Source organism: Pseudomonas sp. GW456-E7, assembly GCF_059424105.1.
This window is the reverse complement of sequence record NZ_JBWKZB010000001.1, coordinates 319549-339524: the sequence shown is the minus strand read 5'-3', so window position 1 is coordinate 339524 and position 19976 is coordinate 319549. Positions and strand designations below refer to the sequence as shown.

The 19976-nt window shown below is 61.5% G+C and carries 18 protein-coding genes; 8 read left to right on the top strand and 10 right to left on the bottom strand.

Annotated elements, in window-relative coordinates; translation table 11 throughout:
• Nucleotides 1-80 precede the first annotated feature (80 nt).
• The 4 genes from AC07YV_RS01475 to AC07YV_RS01460 are packed head-to-tail and all read right to left on the bottom strand — an operon-like array spanning nucleotide 81 to nucleotide 2354.
• Entirely contained in the window at nucleotides 81-644 is a 564-nt protein-coding gene (locus AC07YV_RS01475; protein ID WP_102700481.1) for a DUF4136 domain-containing protein, read from the bottom strand.
• A gap of 37 nt (nucleotides 645-681) precedes the next feature.
• Nucleotides 682-1290 (bottom strand): DUF4136 domain-containing protein, encoded by a 609-nt coding sequence (locus AC07YV_RS01470; RefSeq protein WP_102700480.1) that lies wholly within the window; start codon nucleotides 1288-1290, stop codon nucleotides 682-684.
• Between the two features lie 12 nt (nucleotides 1291-1302).
• Complete coding sequence (locus AC07YV_RS01465) at nucleotides 1303-2052, bottom strand: methyltransferase domain-containing protein (RefSeq protein ID WP_102700479.1); 750 nt, start codon at nucleotides 2050-2052, stop codon at nucleotides 1303-1305.
• Nucleotides 2052-2354: a MazG-like family protein gene (locus AC07YV_RS01460; RefSeq protein WP_102700478.1), complete on the bottom strand. Its 303-nt coding sequence runs from the start codon at nucleotides 2352-2354 to the stop codon at nucleotides 2052-2054. Before AC07YV_RS01460 ends, AC07YV_RS01465 begins: the two co-directional genes overlap by 1 nt.
• Before the next feature lie 259 nt (nucleotides 2355-2613).
• Here AC07YV_RS01460 and AC07YV_RS01455 point away from each other — a divergent pair, with 259 nt between their 5' ends.
• Complete coding sequence (locus tag AC07YV_RS01455) at nucleotides 2614-2907, top strand: hypothetical protein (protein ID WP_102700477.1); 294 nt, start codon at nucleotides 2614-2616, stop codon at nucleotides 2905-2907.
• A 160-nt stretch (nucleotides 2908-3067) separates the two neighbouring features.
• Entirely contained in the window at nucleotides 3068-4417 is a 1350-nt protein-coding gene (locus AC07YV_RS01450; RefSeq protein WP_102700476.1) for an MATE family efflux transporter, read from the top strand.
• A gap of 11 nt (nucleotides 4418-4428) precedes the next feature.
• On the opposite strand, the gene AC07YV_RS01445 is transcribed toward AC07YV_RS01450, so the two are convergent.
• From AC07YV_RS01445 to AC07YV_RS01420, 6 genes are all read right to left on the bottom strand, one after another.
• A complete protein-coding gene (locus AC07YV_RS01445; RefSeq protein ID WP_102700475.1) occupies nucleotides 4429-5229 on the bottom strand; it encodes a DUF4123 domain-containing protein in 801 nt (266 codons plus the stop codon).
• Nucleotides 5226-6545: a type VI secretion system Vgr family protein gene (locus AC07YV_RS01440; protein ID WP_102700474.1), complete on the bottom strand. Its 1320-nt coding sequence runs from the start codon at nucleotides 6543-6545 to the stop codon at nucleotides 5226-5228. The genes AC07YV_RS01445 and AC07YV_RS01440 overlap by 4 nt, the downstream gene beginning before the upstream one ends.
• 231 nt (nucleotides 6546-6776) lie before the next feature.
• Nucleotides 6777-8690 carry an arginine decarboxylase gene (gene speA / locus AC07YV_RS01435; RefSeq protein ID WP_102700473.1) on the bottom strand — a complete coding sequence of 638 codons (1914 nt, stop codon included), beginning with the start codon at nucleotides 8688-8690 and terminating at the stop codon, nucleotides 6777-6779.
• Between the two features lie 219 nt (nucleotides 8691-8909).
• Nucleotides 8910-9281: a translation initiation factor Sui1 gene (locus AC07YV_RS01430; protein WP_102700472.1), complete on the bottom strand. Its 372-nt coding sequence runs from the start codon at nucleotides 9279-9281 to the stop codon at nucleotides 8910-8912.
• A gap of 302 nt (nucleotides 9282-9583) precedes the next feature.
• Nucleotides 9584-10141 (bottom strand): NUDIX hydrolase, encoded by a 558-nt coding sequence (locus AC07YV_RS01425; protein ID WP_102700471.1) that lies wholly within the window; start codon nucleotides 10139-10141, stop codon nucleotides 9584-9586.
• A 3-nt stretch (nucleotides 10142-10144) separates the two neighbouring features.
• Nucleotides 10145-11212 (bottom strand): DUF2333 family protein, encoded by a 1068-nt coding sequence (locus AC07YV_RS01420; RefSeq protein ID WP_102700470.1) that lies wholly within the window; start codon nucleotides 11210-11212, stop codon nucleotides 10145-10147.
• A 483-nt stretch (nucleotides 11213-11695) separates the two neighbouring features.
• On the opposite strand from AC07YV_RS01420, the gene gcbA reads away from it, so the two are divergent.
• From gcbA to accC, 6 genes are all read left to right on the top strand, one after another.
• Nucleotides 11696-13366, top strand: coding sequence for a diguanylate cyclase GcbA (gene gcbA, locus AC07YV_RS01415; RefSeq protein ID WP_102700469.1), 1671 nt, complete (start codon nucleotides 11696-11698; stop codon nucleotides 13364-13366).
• Nucleotides 13367-13418: 52 nt separating this feature from the next.
• Nucleotides 13419-15365 carry a methyl-accepting chemotaxis protein gene (locus AC07YV_RS01410; RefSeq protein ID WP_102700468.1) on the top strand — a complete coding sequence of 649 codons (1947 nt, stop codon included), beginning with the start codon at nucleotides 13419-13421 and terminating at the stop codon, nucleotides 15363-15365.
• A gap of 172 nt (nucleotides 15366-15537) precedes the next feature.
• Nucleotides 15538-17283 carry a protein-disulfide reductase DsbD gene (locus tag AC07YV_RS01405; RefSeq protein ID WP_102700467.1) on the top strand — a complete coding sequence of 582 codons (1746 nt, stop codon included), beginning with the start codon at nucleotides 15538-15540 and terminating at the stop codon, nucleotides 17281-17283.
• Between the two features lie 132 nt (nucleotides 17284-17415).
• Entirely contained in the window at nucleotides 17416-17871 is a 456-nt protein-coding gene (gene aroQ / locus AC07YV_RS01400) for a type II 3-dehydroquinate dehydratase (RefSeq protein WP_007971361.1), read from the top strand.
• A 24-nt stretch (nucleotides 17872-17895) separates the two neighbouring features.
• Entirely contained in the window at nucleotides 17896-18357 is a 462-nt protein-coding gene (accB, locus tag AC07YV_RS01395; protein ID WP_102700466.1) for an acetyl-CoA carboxylase biotin carboxyl carrier protein, read from the top strand.
• 17 nt (nucleotides 18358-18374) lie between these two features.
• Nucleotides 18375-19733, top strand: coding sequence for an acetyl-CoA carboxylase biotin carboxylase subunit (accC, locus tag AC07YV_RS01390; protein ID WP_095964765.1), 1359 nt, complete (start codon nucleotides 18375-18377; stop codon nucleotides 19731-19733).
• The last annotated feature ends 243 nt before the right edge of the window (nucleotides 19734-19976 follow it).

The window sequence follows — 19976 nt, the reverse complement described above, 5'->3', positions numbered from 1 at the left end:
GCCGAGACTGCTGGCAACTCGCCAGCGCAGGCAATAAAAAACCCCTGTGAGGCACAGGGGTTTTTATGGGCTGGCCGATTCTAGGAGGCGTGCGGTGGATAGTTGGCCAATATCCGCGTGACTGTTTCCAGGATGGCATCACGACGATCCGACGGGTTCGGTGTGCGGCTCAGTATCTGTTCGTCACTGCCGCGCCACACCAGTTTGCCGTCCTTGCCATCGAGCAGGTCGATCTGGATGGTGGCGACCTTGTAGCTGACGTTGCGGGTTTCGTTATACATGGGCGCGCCGTAGTAGCCATACCACGGGTACCCCCAGCCGCCGCCGTAGTTGGTGGTCACCTGCTGTTGCCGCTCTTCGACAATCAGGTAGGTCTGCACATTCAAGTCGCCCTTGGCACCCGCGGCGGCCGGGCGCAGACCACGCTGGTCCAGTTGATCGGCAACCGCCTGACGGATGCGCTGGTCGGTCAGGTCGCTCTTGATCCGTGGATCATCGGGACGATATTGCACGGCGGGTTCTTTCCACGCCCAGCTGCGATAGGCAGCAAAATCGCGGCTGGCGTCAAAATCATGATTGACCTGGTTGGCGGCGCAGGCACTGAGCAGCGCGACCATGGCCAGTAGAATGAAACGGCGGAACATGATGGTTCTCCTGCGAAATGCTTCTTATCTACAGAAGCTAACTGGGAGGATACGCCGACATCGCCTTTTCCACAGCCTCCCGTATGGCATCGGCGCGCTCGCTTTCGCTGCCCCGGTTGCCGGTTTCAGCGCTGGAGCTCCATATCGGCTGACCGCTTTTGGCGTCATACATATCCACCTGAACCACCACGACCTGTTCCTGATAGGTCCGGATGATCGGCACGGTGGCGTATGCGCCATATCCAGGGCCGTAGCCGTTGTAGCCGCCATAACCGCCGCCGTAATAGTCGTCCTGAACCTGACGCAAGCGGGTTTCCATCCGCAGGTCTGCGCTGACAAACAGGTCCGCTGGACGATTGTCATGCAACGGGCGCAAACCCCGCTGATCCAGCGCATTGCTGACCGCTTCGGCAATCTGTGCGGAATCAGCCCAGGCCGTGCCCGGTGGCAGGTGCCCGTCGAGCCAGGCCCAACTGCGGTAGCGCCCATAGTCACGGGGTGCTGCCGGGTAAGCGCTGCGATCGAAGGTCTTGGCGGCCTGGGGCGGTGCCGGCGGCAAGGGGTTGGACGTGGCGACATAAGGGTTGCTGCCCTGACAGGCCGCCAGCCCCAGGCAGAACAGCAGTACACCTGAATGACTTTTCATTGCGTGCTCCGATCAGACAGGCCGACAGATCCAGTGCAAGTAACGCCCAAGCCCGGCATAGGCTGGATGACGGCGGTGGGCCAGTTCCATTTCCAGCAGGTCCACCAGCTCGGCGCGGGCCTGGAATTCCACCGGCATGTAATCGTGAAAAACCCGCACGCCACTCTGGGTTTCGACCCGCCACAGACCTTCAAGTTGCGCCGCCAGTTCGCGCGGATCAAGGGGCTGCTGCGGGGTCAGGCTCTGCTTTTCACCGGCCATGTCGTTCTTGCGCATCTTGCGGAAATGACCCTTGAGCAAGTTGCGGTAAATCAGCGCATCGCGGTTGTAGAACGCCAGGGACAGCCAGCCGTCCGCCTTGGTCAGTTGATGCAGCACCGGCAGGATGGCGTGGGGTTCGGCCAGCCATTCCAGCACGGCGTGGCACAGCACCAGGTCGTAGGGTTCGGTGAGCTGCCCGAGCAGTTCCTGCCAGGGTGCCTGAATGAAGGTGGCGCTCTGCCCGGCTTCGGCAAAACGTTGGCGGGCGCCTTCGAGCATCGGTTCGGCAGGCTCGGCGAGGGTCACCTGATGGCCACGCTGGGCCAGCCACAACGACATGTGGCCAAGGCCGGCGCCGATGTCCAACACACGCAGCGGGCGGTCGGGCAAGGTTTCGGCCAGGTCGGCCTGCAACACCGCCAGACGGATCGCACCTTTGGCACCGCCGTAGATTTTTTCGGCGAAACGGGTCGCCAGTTGATCGAAATGACGGTCGCTCATCAGCTGAACCTCCGCTCGCTGTCTGCCAGTTTGCTGCGCACCACGGCCTCCATGTCCAGGCCCAGCTCGCTGCACAACAGCAACAGGTAAAGCACGATGTCACCGACTTCCTGCCCGGCATGGACGAGTTTGTCCGCCGGCAACTGGCGTGACTGGTCTTCGGTCAACCACTGGAAAATCTCCACCAGCTCGGACATTTCCACGCTCGCGGCCATGGCGAGGTTTTTCGGGCTGTGAAATTGCCGCCAGTCATTGCGGTCACGGATGGCGTGCAGGCGTTCGGTCAGTTCAACAAGGTTCATCGGGCTCTCCTGAAGGCGTATAGCTTCGGGGGGATGACGAGTGAAGGCAAGTGACAACGGCTCAGTGTCCCGTTTGTTTTTTGTGGGAGCGAGCCTGCTCGCGAAGGCGGCGGCACATCCAACATTGATGTGTCTGATCCAGTGCTTTCGCGAGCAGGCTCGCTCCCACAGTTACGGTGCAACCCTCTATGCTTGTGGGAACTCGGCAGCATGATCGACAGCCCAAGGCTCAATTCTCTTTAATCAGGACGTTCACTCCATGCAGGTAGAAGGTTTTTCCGAATGGCTCGGCCAGGTACTCGGCTCGATCATCCGCTTCATCGTTGATGGCCTCAGTGGGCTGTTCAATCTGTTGAGCAACGCCAGCAGCAATTTTATCGAAGGCTTGTCCCAGGCGCTGGGCATGGAGACTTCGGTCGTCAGCATCGTGACCTTGATCCTCGGGCTGATCCTGCTGTGGACGGCGATCCGCGCCTTTCTCAATGCGTCGTTCATCATGGGGATCATCTGGTTGATGCTGGGGCTTTGGCTGCTCAGCTGGATCATCCACTGACCCCACCGAACACTGTGGGAGCGAGCCTGCTCGCGAAGGCGGCATCCCATCCAGTATCAATGCGTCTGACAGAATGCTTTCGCGAGCAGGCTCGCTCCCACAATGGATCGCGGAAGATTTCAAATGTGCCGCTACAATGCCGACTCCCCAAGGAGCCTGCATGTCCAACCTGACCGCCGACTGGCGCGACCGCCCTACCCATCGCCGGGTCTGGGCGCTCGCCGCGCCGATGATTCTTTCGAACATTTCCGTACCGCTGGTGGCGCTGGTCGACAGCACCGTCATCGGTCACCTGCCCCATGCCCATCAACTTGGCGCTGTCGCGGTCGGGGCCAGTCTGTATACCTTCCTTGCCTGGGCCATGGGTTTTCTGCGCATGGGCTCCACCGGGTTCGCCGCCCAGGCGGCCGGACGCGGGGATGGTGCGGCCTTGCGGCAGATTCTGTTGCAAGGCCTGTTGCTCGCCTTCGGCCTGGCCTTGGTCCTGGGTGCTGTGGGCGTGCCGTTGAGCGGAGCGGCGCTGCACTTCATGCAACCGTCGGCGGAGCTCGATCAGCTGACCCGCGAGTTTTTCCACACCCGCCTGTTCGGACTGCCCGCCGCGCTGGCCAGTTATGCACTGGTCGGCTGGTTTCTCGGGACCCAGAATGCCCGGGCACCGCTGGCGATTTTGCTGAGTACCAACCTGGTCAATATTGCCCTGAACCTGTGGTTCGTCCTCGGCCTCGAATGGGGCGTGGTCGGTGCGGCCCGGGCCTCGGTGATTGCCGAATGGACGGGGGCGCTGATCGGCTTGCTGATGACCCGCAAGGCCCTGCGCGCCTATCCCGGGCATATCGTCTGGGCGGCATTGGCACTGTGGCAGAGTTGGCGGCCATTGCTGGCGGTCAACCGCGACATCTTCATCCGCAGCCTGGCGTTGCAATCGGTGTTTTTCCTGATCACGGTGCAGGGCACGCGGCTGGGCGACGCCACGGTCGCGGCCAATGCCCTGTTGCTCAACGGTTTGCTGCTGACCGCCCATGCCCTCGATGGCCTGGCCCACGCCGTGGAAGCGCTGTGCGGGCATGCCCTCGGCGCCCGCGACCGCGATGCCCTGCGCCGATCATTGGTGGTGGCGGGCGGCTGGTCGTTGCTCGCGAGCCTGGGCTTTGCCGCACTGTTTCTGTTCGCCGGGCATTTGTTCATCGAGATGCAGACCAACATTCAAAGTGTGCGCGACACCGCGTTCATCTACCTGCCCTACCTCGCCGTACTGCCGCTGATTGCCGTCTGGAGCTACCTGCTCGACGGCCTTTTCATCGGCGCCACCCGCGCCAGGGAAATGCGCAACGGCATGCTGCTGACCGTGGTGCTGGTGCTGCCTTTCGGCTGGGCACTGCAAGGCTGGGGCAACCATGGCCTGTGGATAACCTTTTTGCTGTTCATGCTGCTGCGCAGCCTGACCCTCGGCGTGATCGCCTGGCGCCTGCGCCGTCACGATGGCTGGTTTGCCGTCAGCACTCACTGAGCGGGTCGAGCTCATGGCCAGGGTCGGTCGTTCTGCCACCGGTGGCGCAGGCTATCGAGGCGCTCCTGCTGAGTCCTGCCCGGCAATGGCTGCACGGGCACGGCGTCGGGATACTGCAAACGTAGCCATATCCAGCCATCAAGCACCGGGCGCTCGCTGAAACCCAGCGTCAACCCTTCCTGCACATGGGCCCACAGGCGGGAGAAATCGGCCCCGGTGGATCGGTTCCAGCGCCAGGCATGTTGTTCAAGCAGGCAGGTTTGCAGTTTTCCCTGTTGCCCGGCACTGAGGCTCTCCTCGACGGCCAACGGGCTGACCGCCAGCCCGGGATTGGACAAGCGTTGCCACCCCTCACATCCCGTTGCGCGATCTGCCCAGCTGCCGCCGAACCAACGCAACTGCTGGATGGGCCCTAGCCAGCGACTCAGTTCAGCGGCATCGCAAGCATCGAAAAAATAGCTGGCTGTGACCGGGTTGTAGTAGTTCAAAAGGGCCCGGTGCAAGCCAAGCGTAACCGTGAGCATGCGCCGTAAATGCGCCAGCAACGATGCAGCGCCGGCCTCGCTGACCATCAGCAATCCGGGCCAGCGTTGGCCGTCGACGATGCAAAGGTCGGCCAGTGCCGGGCAGGTGCGCAGATCGACCAGGACCGGCCCCTGCTCACGCAGCGCATGCCACTCCGTCCCCTCGAACAACCCGGACCACCGGGCTTGTGCAAACATCTGCCGAAGCATGACACCCGCCTGCGGCGTGCCCGGCACGTCCAGCAACAACCACTGCGGGGGCGCCTCGGGCGTACGTGTGACGATCATGTTCCCGAGCTCTGGCCAAGCTGCGTCGCCAGACGACAGGTGCACAACGCCTGTGCGCAATGACTGAAACTGCCACCGCCGGGCAGCAGGCACAGCATCAGCAGCGGTTCTGCCGAGTGCAACCATTGCTCCAGGCCCTCATCGGGGGTACAGATGGCCTGGGAAGTGTCCGCGTTCGTCTCCTCGATCGTTGCCGGCGCATGCAGCACCCCGGTTATCTGCGGCTGGTCGGGATCACCTTCGACAAAACTCACGACCAGTTCGGTTCCTTCGCGCAATGGCGAGTACGTCTCGGCCTGCAACGGCCCGGCCAATGCCAGCCAACAGTGACTGGGCGCGGCCCCTTCACCCTGGTAAAGCCAGTCGAACTGCACCGGTACCGGCCTTGCCGGATCGGGGCCTTGTTCATCGACCTCGACGACCCATGCCCGCTGCAGGCTGTGCATCCTGGGTTTGCTCGTCGCGCAGGGCGGCTCGAAGCGGGCCGGCCATTGCAGGGCACGGGCCTGGTTGTGGTACGGCGTCGCCGTACCCTGGCTGCCCCAATGTTCAACGTGGGTCACCAGCCAGAGCCGATTGCAATCGGCAACCGGATGACCGGACAGCGGCATCACCCGACCACTGCGCAAGGTCGCCAGGTCTGTCCGGCATTCGACACTTTGCGCCGCTGTCGCAGCACTACGCTGGCGTTCGAGCTGCCGCACTGCCGGCCGATCACCCTCGCTGTGCATTACCGCAGGCTCTGCGGTTCGAAAATGTTGCTGATCGTCGCTGAACACCACGCAGTGCCCCCCGACCCGGTTTTCGAAGTGGTAATGCAGCCCTTCCTGGGCGCACAGTCGCTGGAGAAACTGCAGGTCCGACTCTCGATATTGCGTGCAGAAATCCCGGGGCGGGTGGTCGCCGCTCAACGCCAGGCGTCGATCTTTACCGGTAATGCCGTGCTCCTTGAGCACCTGATCGAGGATTTGCGGAACTGAACGGGCACTGAAGATTCGTTGGCTGAAGCGCTGGGCCAGACAAGCCAGTCCTGGCCCCAGGCGCACCTGGCAGAGTCGGGGCCCCGAGGCATGATCACGCTGGACGAGTTCATGCAATTGTCCATGCACATGGTTTCCGGCTGGCCCGAAATGCAAGGAGGCCGGGCGGTACAGCAAACTGGCAAGGTCAAGCACCGGGTCATCGATCAGCAGCTCCAGGTCGAACACGAAGGGCTCGCTGATGGCTTCTCTACCGGTAAAGGCCAGGACCTCAAGGGAGTCGGGCAAACCTGCAACATCCAGACGAAATGACGGTTCGCTGACTGGATTGAACATCGGCGTTTCTCTACGGGAGGGGCGGCCGGGGATTCTCGCTGAGAGACATGGCCGAGTAGAGTGCCGAAATACAACTTAGGAAATAACCTACGCGAAAAGAAGACCAAATGCGCTGGGTAGTCGAAACGCAGGTAATTTCCCGCGAAATTGGAGAATTGCCGCACCAGGTCATCTGAAATTTCCGAGGCAAAAGGAAAATTTTCAGACAACCTGGTGAGCGTGGCGCTTACCTCAGGAAGACAGGTAAGACGAACGGGTCAGCCCCAGACGCAAGGCATCGAGGAACTGCGTGCGCTCGGTTGCGCTGATGCGCGCACTGGCGCACTTGTCGCGGTAGTGAGTCATCAACTCCTCCGGCGACAAGTGCACGTAACGCAGCATGTCTTCGATGGTGTCGTGGGTTTCAATACCGGCGTGGTACACGCTGCCGTCGGCGTTCTGGTAGATGTTCACCGAGTCGGTGTCACCGAACAGGTTGTGCATGTCGCCAAGAATTTCCTGGTAGGCACCGACCAGGAACACACCCAGCAAGTAGTCTTCACCTTCGTTCAGCGCGTGCACCGGCAAACTGGTTTCGATGCTCTGCTCGTCGACGTACTGGTTGATCTTGCCGTCGGAGTCACAGGTCAGGTCTTGCAGCACCGCACGACGCAGCGGCTCTTCGTCGAGACGGTGCAGCGGTATGATCGGCAGGACCTGGTCGATGGCCCAAGTGTCCGGCAGGCTCTGGAACACCGAGAAGTTGCAGATGTACTTGTCGGCCAGTTTGTCGTTGAGTTCGTCCAGCACCTGACGGTGGGAACGCTGGCGCGCCTTCAGCGAGTTGTGCAGGCGACGGCACACCGCGAAGTAGCACTGCTCGGCCAGGGCTTTCTCGGCCAGGGTCAGCTTGCCGTCGGCGTACTGGGCCGCAACATCGCTCATGTAGTGCGTGGCGCGCCAGTAGGTTTCGGTGACCATCTCGATGTCGGTCGGGCCGAGCAGATCGACCAGCCACTGCACGGTTTCCGGCAGCGCTTCCTTGTTCTCGATCTGCGGCACGTCGTCGTTGTGTTTCTCGACGTCGGTCACCTGGATCACCAGCATGGCGTGGTGCGCGGTCAGGGAACGGCCGCTTTCGGAGAAGATGTTCGGGTGCGGCAGGCTCTGCGCATCGCAGAACTCCTTGAGCATCCCGACCACGACGCCGGCGTAATCGTCCATGTCGTAGTTGATCGAACTGGCGTTACGCGAGTGCGTGCCGTCGTAGTCCACGCCCAGGCCGCCACCGACATCGATGTGGTCCACCGGCAGGCCGAGGTTGCGCAACTCGCCGTAGTAACGGATCGCTTCCTTGAAGCCGTGCTGGTAGTCCGCCAGGTTGGCGATCTGCGAGCCCATGTGGAAGTGCAGCAGGCGAATGCCCTGGTCCAGGCCGGCCGCGCGGAAACGCTCGACCACCGACAGCAGTTGCGCCGCCGACAGGCCGAACTTGGATTTCTCGCCGCCAGTGTCTGCCCACTTGCTCGACGCGAGGGACGACAGGCGCACGCGCAGGCCGACCTGAGGCTTGACCTTGAGCGAGGCCGCTTCTTCGATCACCAGGCCGACTTCGGATTCTTTCTCGATCACGATGAACACGTTGTGGCCGAGCTTCTGGCCCATCAGCGCCAGGCGAATGAACTCGCGGTCCTTGTAGCCGTTGCAGACGATGGTGCCGCCCTTCGGCGCCAGTGCCAGCACCGCCAGCAGCTCTGGCTTGGACCCGGCTTCCAGACCGATGGAAACGTTCTGGGTGGCGATGATGTTTTCGATCACCGCTTCCTGCTGGTTCACCTTGATCGGATACAGCGCGGTGTACTTGCTCTGGTATTCCAGACGCTCGATGTTGGCATCGAACGCGCCCGTCAGCTGACGCACGCGGTCTTGCAGAATGTCCGGGAAACGGACCAGCAACGGCAAGGACAGGCCGCTTTTGCGCAGCTGGTCGACTTGCTCGAACAGGTCGATAGGCGAGCTGCTCGGACCGTTCGGACGAACTTCGACGCGACCGGCGTCATTGATCGCGAAATACCCGGCCCCCCAATGGCGAATCCCGTAAACACTGCGGCTGTCCGCAACTGTCCATTGGCTGCCATCGTCTTTGCGTGTGCGTCGTACGGACATCGAAGTCCCCTATAAAGAAGTCATAGTGCGTCGCCTGGTTTCAGGCCGGCGCAGTCTAAAGAATGAAAATGACGGTTCGTCAACGAGGCAATAGACCCCGCCGACCGCAGTGAGTTTAGAAACCGGTCATGAACAGGCTCTGTGAAAACCATGTGGACGGCGCCAGGCCTGAATGCCATCAGGACCGGATCAAGCCGAGGGTGGTTTTCACAGAGGCTGCTAGCCGCCGGACTTCTTCGCCTTGAAACCGAGCTTGATCAGTTCTGCCAAGAGTAGCTCGACATGATCGCCCTGGATTTCGATGACACCGTCTTTCAACGCCCCACCGGTTCCGCAACGCTTCTTCAACGTCGTGGCCAGTTCCTTGAGCGCCTCTTCAGCCAATGGCACGCCGGTGATGGTGGTCACCGTCTTGCCGCCACGGCCCTTGCTTTCGCGACGCACGCGCGCAATGCCGTCGCCGGCCGGGATAACGGTCTGTTTGCAGATGCAGGCGTCCACCGGTTTACTGCATTCCGGGCAATGACGACCTGCGTCGGTGGAAAATACCAGGCCGCCCAAGGCGGCGAAGGATGCGGCTTTTTTGGCCACCGGCAATCCTCTTCGGAGGACAAAGACTGGTCGCAGCACTTGGGAAGGCTATCGACCGCGAAGCCCCACTCAGGCAGGGGCAGCGCTACTGAAACGGTACAACATTCACTTCACTGTGGGAGCGAGCTTGCTCGCGATGAACTCAAAGGCGACGCGTTCATTCTGGATGCCCGCGTAATCGTTGACGTCCATCGCGAGCAGGCTCGCTCCTACAGCAACAACCAGCAATACCGGTTCAGTTTAAAAAGGTCGCGCAGTGTAACGGCAAAAACGCCGATTGCTAAGAGCCAATCGGCGCCAATTTATAGCTGTTTTGCGACGTTGCTTTGTTGAGCCTTCAGATAGCGCTTCAACGCCGCCAGAGAGTCCGGGCAGTAAGGCTTTTGCTCGATCTCCAGCATGACCTGATCGATGGGGATAAAGCGCGCTTCGAGTACCTCTTCCGGTTGCAGGGTCAACGGGCCGTCCCACACCGCCGAGAACGCCGAGCACCACAGGCGATTGCCAGTGTCCTCGAAGAAGAAATGGTCATGGGCGGTCAGCTCCACGCCACTCACGCCCAGTTCCTCTTCCAGTTCCCGGGCCGCCGATTCGGCATAGGTTTCACTGGCGAGCACCATGCCCCCCGCCGCCACGTCCCAGTAACCGGGATAGATCGCCTTGCTCAGGGTGCGGCGATGCACGCATAGCTCGCCAGCGGAATTGAACAACATGATGTAGGTACCGCGCCCAATCAGCCCGCGCTCGCGCAAATCGGAACGGACCAGGGCGCCCAGCAGGTTGTCCTGCTCGTCTACCCAGGCGATCTGTTCGGCATCGGAAGCCGCACGGTGTGCGGCTTCCCTGGTGTTTTCGACCATGACTCAGCCCTGATTGAGCAGTTGACGCAAATCGATCACCGCGGCGTTGGCCCGGGAAATGTAGTTGGCCATGACCAGCGAGTGGTTGGCCAGTACGCCGAAGCCACTGCCGTTAAGGATCATCGGGCTCCATACCGGCTCCTGCGAGGCTTCCAGCTCACGAATGATCTGGCGCACGCTGACAGTGGCGTTTTTCTTGGCCAGCACATCGGCGAAGTCGACTTCGATGGCGCGCAACAGGTGCGACAGCGCCCAGGCCTGGCCGCGGGCTTCGTAGAACACGTTGTCGATCTGCATCCACGGTGTCTCGACGATTTCCTCGTCGACCTGCGGCACTTCGCCCGGTGCCACGACTTCGGTTTTCAATGCGGTATTGAGCTTGACCCGGCCCACACTGGCCGACAGCCGTTGCGACAGCGAACCCAGGCGGGTACCGACATCACCCAGCCAGTTGTTCAGGTTGTCGGCACGGGCATAGAACAGCGCGCTCTTCTGGTTCGGATCGGACAGGCGCGCCTGATAGCGACTCAGGGAGTTGATGCCTTCCTGGTACTCGGACTCACTGGACGGCAGCACCCAGCTCTTGTTGTCGAAGTTGAAACGCGGCTCGGCCTTGGCCAGGTCGGCGTCTTCGGCGGACTGCGACTGCGAACGGGCGAAGTCTTTGCGCAACGCCCGGCTCAGGTCGCGGACCTGCACCAGCACGCCATACTCCCAGCTCGGCATGTTGTCCATCCACAGGCCTGGCGGGAAACGGTCGTTGGATATATAGCCGCCCGGCTTGGTCAGCAAGGTACCGGCGACGGTCTTGAGGGTTTCCACCGTGGTGTAGCCGACGACCATCTGCTTGCCTTCTTTCTCGGCCGCCAGCTGTGCGGTTTGCTGGACCGGGAAGAGCGCCGGCTCCTGGCTCCAGTACCAGCCCAGGACACTCGCCACCAACAGGTAGATGCCCAGCAGAGTGGCCAGCGCCCGGCTGAACAACAGACCGCCCAGGTAACTGCGGGTCTCCGACTTCGGTTCAGCGGCACGTTCAGGCGCACTGCCTGTGCGGTTCTTCCAGTCCAGCATGGCGATATCCTTTCAATCTCTTGAGTTCAACGGTTCGACCACAACCATACAACAACGTGCCTTGGCCCGGCACCCGCCATTGCACCGATGGGGAAAATTACCGGGCTTGTGGATGAAAAATGTTCCTGGCCTCCCGACGACGCTACGACCTTCAGAATCCGGCTAATGCCCTGGACTGCCGCCTAAGGGAATCCCCTACCCCCGAAACCGAAAAAACCGGGCCACTGTGCACTGGCTGGAAAATCATGAATCTCCAAATGCCAGTCACACTCCAATGGCCATCCCACGCCCGCCAAGTGCCCTGAATAAAGCCCTTCACCCCCGCACACCGCGACTTTAAAGGCTAGAACCAGACTGACCGGTCACAAACTGAATGTGGTCGCATTACAGATTATTGACGTACAGCGCTCATGTAATGGAAAAGTGGTGCTAGCATAGAGCCACCAGTCGACCTCAGTGTGCACCCTAACTAGTAGTCAGGATATGACCGAGCCAGAAGACCCCAGCCGCGAGCGCCTCAAGCACCACTTTGCCCAGCGGGTAATTCATCAGGCTCGTCAGATTCTTGAGATATGGCAGCGCCTGCAACGCAGCGAGTGGTCCACCGCCGACCTGTCAGAACTGAGCGAGGCCAATCTGCGCCTGCTGCGTTTCGCCGAGCGCTTCGAGCAACCGGAACACACGCAACTGGCACGTCATATCGGTCAATCCCTGGAGGCGGTCGACGCCAACCGCGGACGCCTGAGCAGCGGTCTGATCACCGACCTCAATCGCTTGATGCAGCGCCTGTCACGCACCGGCCTGCGCCATGGCGACCAACTCGATCAAACCTTCCTGCCGCCACTGCGCAAGCCCATCTATGTGATGCTGCAGGATCACGACCGCGCCGAGCGCCTGGCCAAACAACTGGAATTCTTCGGGCTCAGCGCCCAGTCCCTGGACAGCGTAGACGCGTTTCGCTCGTCGATGGTCGAGCGCTTGCCCGCGGCGATTGTCATGGACGTGGACTTCAGCGGCCCCGGCGTCGGCCTGAAGCTGGCCGCCGAAGCCCAGGAAGGCCTGGACCATCGCTTGCCGCTGCTGTTCTTCAGCCTGCACGAAACCGACACACCGACCCGCCTCGCCGCCGTGCGTGCCGGAGGCCAGGAGTTCCTCACCGGCACCCTCGAAGCGTCGAGCCTGCTGGAGAAAATCGAAGTCCTGACCTGCGTCGCCCAGTACGAACCTTATAAAGTGTTGATCATCGACGACTCCCGCGCCCAGGCCCTGCACACCGAGCGCCTGCTCAACAGTGCCGGGATCGTCACCCGGACGTTGATCGAGCCGATCCAGGCCATGGCCGAACTGGCGGACTTCCAGCCAGACCTGATCATCCTCGACATGTACATGCCGGCCTGCACCGGTACGGAACTGGCCAAGGTGATCCGTCACAACGACCGTTATGTCAGCGTGCCGATCATTTACCTGTCGGCCGAAGACGACCTGGACAAGCAACTCGACGCCATGAGCGAGGGCGGCGATGACTTCCTGACCAAACCGATCAAGCCCCGGCACCTGATCACCACCGTGCGCAACCGTGCAGCAAGGGCCCGCAATCTCAAGGCACGGATGGTCCGCGACAGCCTCACCGGCCTGTACAACCACACGCACATCCTGCAATTGCTCGAAGACTGCTCGTTCCGCGCCCGTCGCGAGAACAAGCCGCTGAGCTTTGCCATGCTCGACATCGACCACTTCAAACGGGTCAACGACAGCCACGGCCATCCCATGGGCGACCGGGTGATCAAGAGCTTGGCGCTGTTTCTCAAGCAACGCCTGCGCAAAACCGACTTCATCGGCCGCTACGGTGGCGAAGAGTTCGCCATTGTCATGCCGGACACCGATATCGAAGCGGCCTACAACGTGCTCGATGAAATCCGCCAGCGTTTTGCCGAGATTCACTACCCCGCTCAACCCCAGGACCTGTGGTGCACCTTCAGCGCCGGGGTGGTGGAGTTATGCGAAAGCTCTGACAGCCTGATGATGGCCAGCCTGGCAGACGAGGCGCTGTACCGTGCCAAGGGCGGCGGACGCAATCGCGTACAGGCCGCTCGCACATCAAAGCAAAGTGCCACTTTTTCATCAGAATCGACCGATACAGTCATAACCCTGTAACAGAAACGCAATAACTTCAGGCGCTTACCATTTCTGTCGTTGGTAGTCCGTAATGCGCCTGAAGCTGCTGACCAATCTCAATACCCTCCTTTTGGTGGCCGTGTGCGTGGCCCTCGGCGCCACGCTGTGGTGGTCGCAAAAAGCCCTTGAGCGTCCGTATCTATTAATGGAGCGCTACCTGGGCCTGTCGCAGCAGTTTCAGAATGAAGTCGCCCGCAGCGTCGAGGATTACCTTGGCAGCGGCGATGCCCTGCGCCTGAGCAGTGCCGCCCAAGGCATCGACAGCCTGCAAAAACAACTCGGCGAATTGCCACCCGCCCTGGCCGAGACCTTGCGCCCGAGCCTGTCGACCCTTGAAGAGTTCAGCAAGACCGACCTGCTGGCAGCCGGCAAACTGGCCGGCGATCCGCAGGCACTGCTGCTGCAGGCCGAACGGGAACTGGGTGCCAGTCTCGATCAGCTCAGCCAGTACGCCAGTGGCAATGCCGCCTATCTGACACCGCTGCTCAGCGCATCGCAGCACCTGGGCAAATTGTCCCTGGCGCGGGACAAACTGGTCAGCAGCGGCCGCAGCGAGCTGGCCGCCGACGTCGAGCGCGAAGTGACCAACATTCGCACCCAGGCGGAAAAACTCGATGCCCTGCCCTTGCTGGGCGTGACCTCCAGCAGCGAATCGAACACCGATGATTTCGCCGCGATGATGGGCCTGGAGAACAAGGAAAAAACCGTCGCCGAAGATGCTGGCGTCGGCCTCAAGCGTGAGCTCAACAGCCTGCTCACCCGCTACCCGGCCGAGCTCGCGCGCACCCGTGATCAAATCGGCAAACGCGCTGACCTGAGCACCGCGACTCACCTGAAAATCGCCGACGTGCAACAGGCCATTGCCGGGTTGGAGCCGGTGGTACGCGCCCAGCACGGGCAGATCCAGGGTGAAGTGCGGCTGATGCAAGGCGTGATGATCGGCTTGATCCTGTTGATCGCGCTGCTGATCGACACCCTGCAGCGCAAACTGGCCCGGACCCTGACCAACCTCGCCCCGGCCCTGTCGACCTGGGCCGAAGGCGACTTCAGCCGCGACATTCAACTGGGCAACACCAACCGCGAATTGCATGACATTGAAGCCTCGCTCAACCGCCTGCGCGCTTATCTGGTGGACCTGGTAGGGACCATTCGCCTCAATGCCGAGCAAGTGGCCGGCAGCAGTCGCACCCTGGCCGACCTGAGCAACGATTTGCATGACGGTGCGCAACATCAGGCCGGCGACACGGCGCTGATCCGCGACTCCCTCAGCGAGCTGGAAGCGACCATTCAGCAAGTCGCCGGCGATGCCAGCCAGGCTGCCGACGCCAGCCGCCATGCCGGCCTGGCCGTGGAGCACGGACAGAAAGTCATCGGCCTGAGCCTCACCGGCCTGCATGCGCTGGTGGATGAAGTGCAAGGCAATGCGCAAATGATCGAACACCTGGCCGAGGAGTCGGCCACCATCGGCGGCGTGTTGACGGTGATCCGCTCGATCGCCGACCAGACCAACCTGCTGGCCTTGAACGCTGCCATCGAAGCGGCCCGGGCCGGGGAAATGGGCCGCGGCTTTGCCGTAGTGGCGGAAGAGGTGCGGTCACTGGCGCAACGTACCGCCGGGGCCACGGCAGAAATCCAGACGCTGATCGCCGGGTTGCAAACCGCCGCGCGGCAATCGGTGGAAGGCATGCGTGCCCAGGTCGAACACGCTGAAGCCACGGCCAGCCAGGCCCAGGCCGCCGATGGCGCGCTGGATAAAATCGTCGGGGCGATCCAGACCATTTCCGACACGGCGGTGCGCATCGCCGATGTCACCGCCCAGCAAAGCGGCGCGGTCAGCGAGATTCGTGATCACAGCGAGCGGATTCATCAGTTGGGTGGGGATAACCTGCTGCGCATTGGCGAAGGGCGTGAGCAGGGGGAGAATTTGCTGGTGCTGGGTGGGCGATTGCATACGGCCGTTCAAGCCTTCCGCGTCTGACAGACCGCCATCGCGAGCAAGCTCGCTCCCACATTTGATCTGTGCACGACACAAATCCCCTGTGGGAGCGAGCTTGCTCGCGATGGCGTCAGAACATTCGCAGCAGACTCCTGCTCTGCACGCCTGGCCACTGTCCGCTATCATCCCCCCAATTCCGATACGCGAGATTGTCATGCGCCGTTTGCTCTGCCTGCTGCTTTTAGTATTCGCCCTGCCGGCCAGCGCCACCGGCTTGCTGGAAAATCGTCCCAGCTCGACCCTGGGCTCGATCAACAACAGCGCCGACTTCCTGCCCGTGCGCGAAGCCTTCCAGTTGAGCCTGGTAGAAAGTACGCCGCAATCGATCAAGCTGCGCTTCGTCGCCACTGAAGGCTATTACCTCTACCGTCACCGCTTCCAGTTTCGTGCCGATCCGGCCGACGTCGTGCTCGGCGCGGCGAAACTGCCCGACGGCCAGAAAAAGCACGACGAGTACTTCGGCGATGTCGAGGTCTACCACGGCATTCTCGACGTCGAACTACCGCGCACCGATCAGCGGGCCTTCACCCTGGCCGTGACGTATCAGGGTTGCGCCGATAAAGGCCTGTGCTATCCGCCGGAGACCGAGCGCCTGAGCATCGACGGCAGCGGCGAGGCGACGACGGCATCTCAATGGAGCTGGCGCGAACTGGCCTTGTTTTTCCTCGCGGGCCTGGGCCTGACCTTCACACCCTGCGTGCTGCCCATGCTGCCGATCCTGTCCGGGGTGGTGCTGCGCGGCCAGGTCGGCGGCTGGCGCGGCTTCAATCTTTCGCTGGCCTATGTGCTGCCGATGGCCGCGTGCTTTGCCCTGCTCGGTGCGCTGATGGGCCTGTTCGGTGCCCAGCTCAATCTGCAGGCGCGGCTGCAATCGGCTTGGGTGCTGGTGCCCTTTGCGATGTTTTTTGCGCTGTTCGCGCTGGCGATGTTCGGCGTCTTCGAACTGAAACTGCCGCACGCCATCAGCAGTCGCCTGGACCGCATCGCCGGTCGCACCGAAGGCGGATCACTGTGGGGCGCCGCGGTGTTGGGCGTGGTCTCCAGCTTGCTGGTTTCACCCTGTGTTTCGGCACCACTGGCCGGCGCGTTGCTGTACATCAGCGCCAGTGGCGATGCGCTGGGCGGCGGCCTGAAACTGTTCATGCTCGGCCTCGGCATGGGGGCACCGCTGTTGCTGGTGGCCACCGGTGGCGCAGCCTGGTTGCCAAAAAGCGGTCCGTGGCTGGTCTACGTGAAAAACGCGATTGGCGTGTTGTTGCTCGGGTTGGCCGTCGGCCTGCTCGGTCGCGTCCTGCCGGGCCAGGTCACCTTGCTGCTGATCGGTTTGCTGGCCGGCGGTGTCGGCCTGTTCATGGGGGCGCTGGAGTTCGTCTATAAACCACCACGCAAACGTCTCGGACAGTTGCTCGGCATGTTCCTGGTGTTCTACGCGCTGGCCTGCTGGTACGGCGCGTTCAGCGGCCAGACCGACCCGTTCAACCCGATAGGCCAGCCCCGTATCATTGCCAACAGCGGTGCCGCGCAAAACACCAGCGCCTGGCAAACCGTCAGCACGCCAGCCGATCTGGACCGCGCACTCGCCGATGCACGCTCCTCCGGCACACCGCTGCTGCTCGACTGGTATGCCGACTGGTGCATCAGCTGCAAAGTCATCGAGCGCGAGGTACTGGAAGACCCTGTCGTCATCGAACGCCTCAAGGGTTACCGGCTGATCCGCTTCGACATCACCGCCAGCAACGCCGAGCAACGCGCCCTGCTCGACCGCTACCAGTTGTTCGGTCCACCGGCCCTGATGTTTTTCGGCAAGGACGGTGTCGAACGCGCTGATGTGCGGGTGATCGGCGAGATCAACGCCAGGGACTTCGCCGAACGTGTTACCAGGGCGAATGACCGCATTTAATCAAGCAGTCATATATTTCGCGCAAACATCGGTCATCGTGCTGCCTATTGCAGAGAACTGGACAGTCACAAAGGCTTTGCGGCATAGTCGCCGGGTTCTGACAATTGCTCACGGAAAATAAAGGAACAGCCGATGGCGACCCTACTGGTTCTGCACGGACCCAACCTGAACTTGCTCGGCACTCGTGAACCGGGCACCTACGGCGCCACGACGCTGGCGCAGATCAACCAGGACCTGGAACGCCGTGCCCGCGAAGCCGGTCACCATCTGCTGCACCTGCAAAGCAATGCCGAGTACGAATTGATCGACCGTATTCACGCTGCCCGCAGCGAAGGCGTGGACTTCATTTTGATTAACCCGGCAGCTTTTACACATACAAGTGTCGCATTACGTGACGCGCTGCTGGCGGTGAGCATCCCATTCATCGAAGTGCATTTGTCCAACGTGCACAAACGCGAACCTTTCCGCCATCACTCTTACTTCTCCGACGTAGCGGTGGGAGTGATCTGCGGCCTTGGCGCCAGCGGTTACCGACTGGCCCTGGAGGCCGCCCTGGAACAGCTTGAACAACAAGTTAACCGCCCCTGACCGACCCTTGGGAGTTGATGATTCATGGATATCCGTAAAGTTAAGAAACTGATCGAATTGCTGGAAGAGTCCGGCATCGACGAGCTCGAGATCAAGGAAGGCGAAGAGTCCGTACGCATCAGCCGTCATAGCAAGACCCCGGCTCAGCAGTACTACGCGCCGGCTCCAATGCCTGCTCCGGCTGCCGCGCCTGTCGCTGCCGCCGCTCCGGCTGCCGCTGCTGCTCCTGCTGCTGCCGCACCAGCGCTGAACGGCACCGTTGCCCGTTCGCCGATGGTCGGTACGTTCTACCGCAAGTCTTCGCCAACCTCGCCGTCCTTCGTTGAAGTCGGCCAGACCGTGAAGAAAGGCGACACCCTGTGCATCGTTGAAGCCATGAAGATGATGAACCACATCGAAGCTGAAACCAGCGGTGTGATCGAATCCATCCTCGTCGAAGACGGCCAGCCGGTTGAGTACGACCAACCGCTGTTCACCATCGTTTGAACCGCGGAGAGCCTTTGATGACTGCGAAGTTGGAAAAAGTTCTGATCGCCAACCGCGGTGAGATCGCCCTGCGGATCCTGCGCGCCTGCAAAGAGATGGGCATCAAGACCGTCGCCGTTTACTCCAAGGCTGACAAGGAACTGATGCACCTGGGCCTGGCAGACGAATCCGTCTGCATCGGACCGGCATCGGCCGCCCACTCCTACCTGCACATTCCGGCAATCATTGCTGCAGCCGAAGTGACTGGCGCCACCGCCATTCACCCGGGCTACGGCTTCCTTGCGGAAAACGCCGACTTCGCCGAACAGGTCGAGAAATCCGGCTTCGCGTTCATTGGCCCGAAAGCCGAAACCATTCGCCTGATGGGCGACAAGGTATCGGCCAAGCACGCCATGATCGCTGCTGGCGTACCGACCGTTCCGGGTTCTGACGGCCCGTTGCCGGAAGACGAAGAAACCGCTCTGCGCATTGGTCGCGAAGTGGGTTACCCGGTGATCATCAAGGCCGCTGGCGGCGGCGGTGGTCGCGGCATGCGCGTTGTGCACAAGGAAGAAGACCTGATTTCCTCGGCGAAACTGACCCGCTCCGAAGCAGGCGCGGCGTTCGGCAACCCGATGGTCTATCTGGAAAAATTCCTGACCAACCCACGCCACGTGGAAGTCCAGGTTCTTTCCGACGGCCAGGGCCAGGCTATCCATCTGGGCGACCGCGATTGCTCGCTGCAACGTCGTCACCAGAAGGTTCTTGAAGAAGCGCCGGCACCGGGCATTGACGAAAACGCACGCCAGGAAGTTCTCGCACGCTGCGTCAAGGCATGCATCGACATCGGCTACCGTGGCGCAGGCACTTTCGAGTTCCTGTACGAAAACGGTCGTTTCTACTTCATCGAGATGAACACTCGTGTCCAGGTAGAGCACCCGGTTTCGGAAATGGTCACCGGCATCGACATCGTCAAGGAGATGCTCAGCATCGCCGCCGGCAACAAGCTGTCGTTCACCCAGGATGACGTGGTCATCCGCGGTCACGCGCTGGAATGCCGGATCAACGCCGAAGACCCGAAAACCTTCATGCCGAGCCCTGGCACGGTCAAGCATTTCCACGCTCCAGGCGGCAACGGCGTTCGCGTCGACTCGCACCTGTACAGTGGCTATGCCGTTCCGCCGAACTACGATTCGTTGATCGGCAAGCTGATCACCTACGGCGCAACCCGTGACGAAGCCATGGCGCGCATGCGCAATGCGCTGGACGAGATCGTGGTTGACGGGATCAAGACCAACATCCCGCTGCACCGCGACCTGACCCGCGATGAAGGCTTCTGCAAAGGGGGCGTGAACATTCACTACCTCGAGCACAAGCTGGCTGGCGAGAAGCACTAAGCTTCAGCTGGTACACGACAAAGCCGCCTTCGGGCGGCTTTGTTGTATCTGGACATTTCATCAGATAGGTGGCTTTGCACAATCCCTGTGGGAGCGGGCTTGCCCGCGAAGACGTCGGCACATCCAACATCAATGCGACAGACAGCACGCATTCGCGAGCAAGCCCGCTCCCACAGGCACAGCGGACTCCCACAAAACCCGCTCTCTCGCGTAAACTTGCGACCTTCTCGCAGCCCGCCAGGC

Excerpts from the sequence above, each read along its gene's own strand:
- AC07YV_RS01405 (WP_102700467.1), top strand. The coding sequence starts at position 15,538 with ATGCGCCGTTTGCTCTGCCTGCTGCTTTTAGTATTCGCCCTGCCGGCC.
- AC07YV_RS01425 (WP_102700471.1), bottom strand. The coding sequence starts at position 10,141 with ATGGTCGAAAACACCAGGGAAGCCGCACACCGTGCGGCTTCCGATGCC.
- accB (WP_102700466.1), top strand. The coding sequence starts at position 17,896 with ATGGATATCCGTAAAGTTAAGAAACTGATCGAATTGCTGGAAGAGTCC.
- aroQ (WP_007971361.1), top strand. The coding sequence starts at position 17,416 with ATGGCGACCCTACTGGTTCTGCACGGACCCAACCTGAACTTGCTCGGC.
- AC07YV_RS01470 (WP_102700480.1), bottom strand. The coding sequence starts at position 1,290 with ATGAAAAGTCATTCAGGTGTACTGCTGTTCTGCCTGGGGCTGGCGGCC.
- AC07YV_RS01445 (WP_102700475.1), bottom strand. The coding sequence starts at position 5,229 with ATGATCGTCACACGTACGCCCGAGGCGCCCCCGCAGTGGTTGTTGCTG.
- AC07YV_RS01450 (WP_102700476.1), top strand. The coding sequence starts at position 3,068 with ATGTCCAACCTGACCGCCGACTGGCGCGACCGCCCTACCCATCGCCGG.
- speA (WP_102700473.1), bottom strand. The coding sequence starts at position 8,690 with ATGTCCGTACGACGCACACGCAAAGACGATGGCAGCCAATGGACAGTT.
- AC07YV_RS01465 (WP_102700479.1), bottom strand. The coding sequence starts at position 2,052 with ATGAGCGACCGTCATTTCGATCAACTGGCGACCCGTTTCGCCGAAAAA.
- accC (WP_095964765.1), top strand. The coding sequence starts at position 18,375 with ATGACTGCGAAGTTGGAAAAAGTTCTGATCGCCAACCGCGGTGAGATC.
- AC07YV_RS01460 (WP_102700478.1), bottom strand. The coding sequence starts at position 2,354 with ATGAACCTTGTTGAACTGACCGAACGCCTGCACGCCATCCGTGACCGC.
- AC07YV_RS01475 (WP_102700481.1), bottom strand. The coding sequence starts at position 644 with ATGTTCCGCCGTTTCATTCTACTGGCCATGGTCGCGCTGCTCAGTGCC.
- AC07YV_RS01420 (WP_102700470.1), bottom strand. The coding sequence starts at position 11,212 with ATGCTGGACTGGAAGAACCGCACAGGCAGTGCGCCTGAACGTGCCGCT.
- AC07YV_RS01455 (WP_102700477.1), top strand. The coding sequence starts at position 2,614 with ATGCAGGTAGAAGGTTTTTCCGAATGGCTCGGCCAGGTACTCGGCTCG.
- AC07YV_RS01410 (WP_102700468.1), top strand. The coding sequence starts at position 13,419 with ATGCGCCTGAAGCTGCTGACCAATCTCAATACCCTCCTTTTGGTGGCC.
- AC07YV_RS01440 (WP_102700474.1), bottom strand. The coding sequence starts at position 6,545 with ATGTTCAATCCAGTCAGCGAACCGTCATTTCGTCTGGATGTTGCAGGT.
- gcbA (WP_102700469.1), top strand. The coding sequence starts at position 11,696 with ATGACCGAGCCAGAAGACCCCAGCCGCGAGCGCCTCAAGCACCACTTT.